This window comes from Halorientalis sp., from assembly GCF_028275115.1.
Lineage (GTDB): Archaea > Halobacteriota > Halobacteria > Halobacteriales > Haloarculaceae > Halorientalis.
In genome coordinates this window covers 1-3065 of sequence record NZ_JAQCNH010000068.1, presented here as the reverse complement: position 1 = coordinate 3065, position 3065 = coordinate 1, and the positions used below count along the sequence as shown (strand labels likewise).

At 63.8% G+C, this 3065-nt stretch carries 5 protein-coding genes; all 5 read right to left on the bottom strand.

The window, feature by feature from the left end; genetic code table 11:
• Positions 1 to 350 (bottom strand): DUF5815 family protein (locus tag Q0964_RS09500; RefSeq protein WP_299266478.1); only part of this gene is annotated, 350 nt, incomplete at its 3' end.
• Positions 351 to 398: 48 nt separating this feature from the next.
• Entirely contained in the window at positions 399 to 1202 is an 804-nt protein-coding gene (locus tag Q0964_RS09495) for a hypothetical protein (protein WP_299266475.1), read from the bottom strand.
• Between the two features lie 71 nt (positions 1203 to 1273).
• Positions 1274 to 2104: a hypothetical protein gene (locus Q0964_RS09490; protein WP_299266473.1), complete on the bottom strand. Its 831-nt coding sequence runs from the start codon at positions 2102 to 2104 to the stop codon at positions 1274 to 1276.
• A 53-nt stretch (positions 2105 to 2157) separates the two neighbouring features.
• Complete coding sequence (locus Q0964_RS09485) at positions 2158 to 2589, bottom strand: DUF7124 domain-containing protein (protein WP_299266471.1); 432 nt, start codon at positions 2587 to 2589, stop codon at positions 2158 to 2160.
• 65 nt (positions 2590 to 2654) lie between these two features.
• Positions 2655 to 3065, bottom strand: a 411-nt coding sequence (locus Q0964_RS09480) for a histidine phosphatase family protein (RefSeq protein WP_299266469.1), incomplete at its 5' end; no start/stop codon positions are given.

Here is a 3065-nt window from a genome sequence, read left to right as displayed (position 1 = left end):
GCGTCAAAGTCGGTGACCCATGCCATCGAGAAACCGACAGCGCCGTCTTCCGTGGCGTCGGCCACGGCTACCTTCTCGGGGAACTCTTCAATGACGATACCGAGTAGATGCGCGATTGTGAACTCGTCGTGGTCGTCGGCTGGCTCGATAGTCTCGGTAAGCACCTGCTCTAAGAACTCCGGGACGAACCGGGCCAGTGGGTGCATGTCCATGACGACGGCGTGGGTCGCCCCACAGGCACAGTCGTACTCGCGCATCCCCAGGTCGAGGTCGTTGTGCGTCGAGACCACCTCGCCACAGGGGAGTTCGAGCTCGGACTCGCGTCCGCCGGGCACGCGCGGTTCTGCCATTGTCACCTATAGAGGCGTCCGGTGGTTAAACACCGCGGTACCGGTCGGTCATTCGGGGCCGCCCTCGTCCCCGCCGCCACGGACCTGGAGATACGCGTCGGTAATCGCCGCGATGCTGAACGTGCTCAGGGCCACAAAGAGTGTGCTGTGAAGTAATTCGAGAATCAGGGAGGGCATGCTGCCGTATCGAACGGTGACGACCCGGGTCACCACTACGGTCGGGAGTCTGGGGAGGAATCCCAATACGGCGAACAAAAGCAGGAGTCCGAAAATCTGCACAGGTGCCTTGCGGAACCGGGCGACGCTGTTACGCATCGTCTCGGTGGGTCCGGCCGCCGTCAGCGCGATCTCCTGCCGGAGGTAGACGGTAACGAGGAGTATCGGCGCGGCCGCGACCGCGGCGACCAGCGGGGACCGTATCCCCATCCCGAGATCCGGACCGTCCCAGACGACCGGCACGACCTGCCTGACCCCGTACACGAACAACGCGACCCCGCCACCGACCGCCAGGAGGACACGAGCCCGCTCCTTGAGTGTCGGGGCCGATATATCGGCGAACTGCTGGATGGCCCAGAACCGAACCGCCTCCTGTGCGACGACGGCGGCGACAATCAGCGCAACGAGCACCGACAGCGGGAACTCGAACGCGAGCATGTCGACGTTGTACGGCGGTGGGAAACCCACCCTAGTCTGGACGCCCCGGGTCGCCACCAGTAACTGCTGGCGAAACGACTGACTCACGGCGTCGTAGGCGACGTTGAACACCAGTAGCACCGAGAAGACGTTCAGTCCGGCCTCGCTTGTGAGGTCTTCGTAGCCGGCCTGGAGGGCCTGACGGATGTCGAGGGACATATTCCACGCTCGAAATGAAGAAAATTAATAACTGCTGGTTCAGCGCCAGCTCGGACCGGTGTCCTGCCGGCTCAGACCGCGGATTCGCTGGCGCTCGTCCGAACCTGCAGGTACGCGTCAGTGACGACAGCGATACCGTATACCTGAACGACAGCCCCCAGTACTGCCGACAGCAGCCGTGAGACGACAGTGAGGGAGATGCCCGCGACGGACGTGTCCGCACCAATAAAGCCCGTGACGACGCTGGCAAGACCGCCCACCAGTCCGAGCAGACCGAGCACAACGAGCAGCAAGATAGCGGGAACGGGGTCGTCCAGGAACCGAGCGACGCTGTTTCGTACGGTTGTGCCATAGTCCCCGTCGTTGAGTGCTATCTCTTGGCGGAGATAGATGAAGACTGTCATCAGGATGAGACCGCCCAGCGGACCGACTATCGACCCGACGAGCGTCGTTGCTATACCGCCAATCTGTCCGACAACGGGGAGTACAGACTGAAACAGCAGCGTCGTGAGTGCGACCGCGCCCCCCAGAGCAACCGCCATGACAGCTCGGTCGCCAAGCGAATCCGTCGCAGTCTCGACTGGTCCGGCGAAGGTCCGTATCGCCCAGTACCGGACCAGTTCTCCGGCGAGAGAGACGATGGCGACTAGCAAGCCGGCCGCCAGGAGCCCGACGCCCAGCGCGAACGGTGAACCGCCACCGACCGAATCAATGGCCGCTTGCTGCTCGGCGGTGTAGGCGCCGCGCTCGTACACGAGCGTTAGTAGCTCGGCGGCGAGACTCTCGTTGACCACGAGCGACCCGAGGCTGTAGAGAACGAACACCATCCCAACAAGGAGTCCATCCTCACTCCTTACCGTATCGATACCACCGCGGAGGGCGTCACCGATATCCAAGGCCATACACGGGCCTTCCGGAGTGGCAGTAATAAAACCTGAAGACAGAGCCGCAACCGCTACGGCCAGTCTTCGCGCTCTTCGGCCCCGTCGTCATCGTCGCTCGCTGCTGTCTCGTCGGGTGCCTGTGGTTCACCTAGTTCCCAGTCGGCTGCCTCGGAGGCGTCCGTGACGGGGAGGAACTCCCAGCCGGTTGCCTCGGCGAGGTCGGCGTCCGCCTCGCCGGAGCCCACGAAAACATACCGGTCAGTGTCGAACTGCTCCCTGACGTTCTCCAAACTCTCCTCTCGGCCCCGCGGTCCGGAGAAGAAGTCCTGTCTGATCCGGTGTTTCCGCGTGAAGTTTGTCACGACGTAGGTGGGCTGTTCTGAGATAACGCCGACGTACTCGGACCACTGGCGCGCGTCGGTGAACACGCTGTCCGGATACGCCAACTCTTTCAGTGCGTCGAGGTCCAACGCGAGTGTCATGTCGCCGCTGCCGCCGTCCATACGCTACTCTCCGCCGTGAGTCAAAAAAAGGGCGTCGTTCTCGCGCGTGTCCCCCGCCGGAACCGCTACACGTCAAGGTGGGTCGTGTCGCCGGAAAACGCGAGCTCCCAGCTTCCCCGGTTCCGGTCGAGGCGAGTCACGCCGCAAAGCGGTGCGTCCACGCCGTCGGGCGAACCGACGAGCCCGTCGACGACCCCACCGACGGTGAGCCCGTGGCCGACGAGCAGCACTGTCCCGTCGGTGTCGGCGACGATCTGTCGGGCGGCGGAGCCAGCCCGCGCCATCGCCTCGTGGTGGCTCTCGGGGAACTCTGGGACGAGATACGGCTCGTGATCAAGCACAATCGGTTCGAACCACTCGGCGAGGTCCGACTGTGGCACTGTCTCCGGCTCGGCATCGAACCAGTCGGCGTTGCGGTGCTCGCCCAGCCCCGGTTCCAGCAGTGCCTCGGTACCTGTCTCGCGACAGATCTCCTC

Coding starts and splice junctions, on each gene's coding strand:
- Q0964_RS09495 (WP_299266475.1), bottom strand. CDS start 1,202: ATGTCCCTCGACATCCGTCAGGCCCTCCAGGCCGGCTACGAAGACCTC.
- Q0964_RS09490 (WP_299266473.1), bottom strand. CDS start 2,104: ATGGCCTTGGATATCGGTGACGCCCTCCGCGGTGGTATCGATACGGTA.
- Q0964_RS09485 (WP_299266471.1), bottom strand. CDS start 2,589: ATGGACGGCGGCAGCGGCGACATGACACTCGCGTTGGACCTCGACGCA.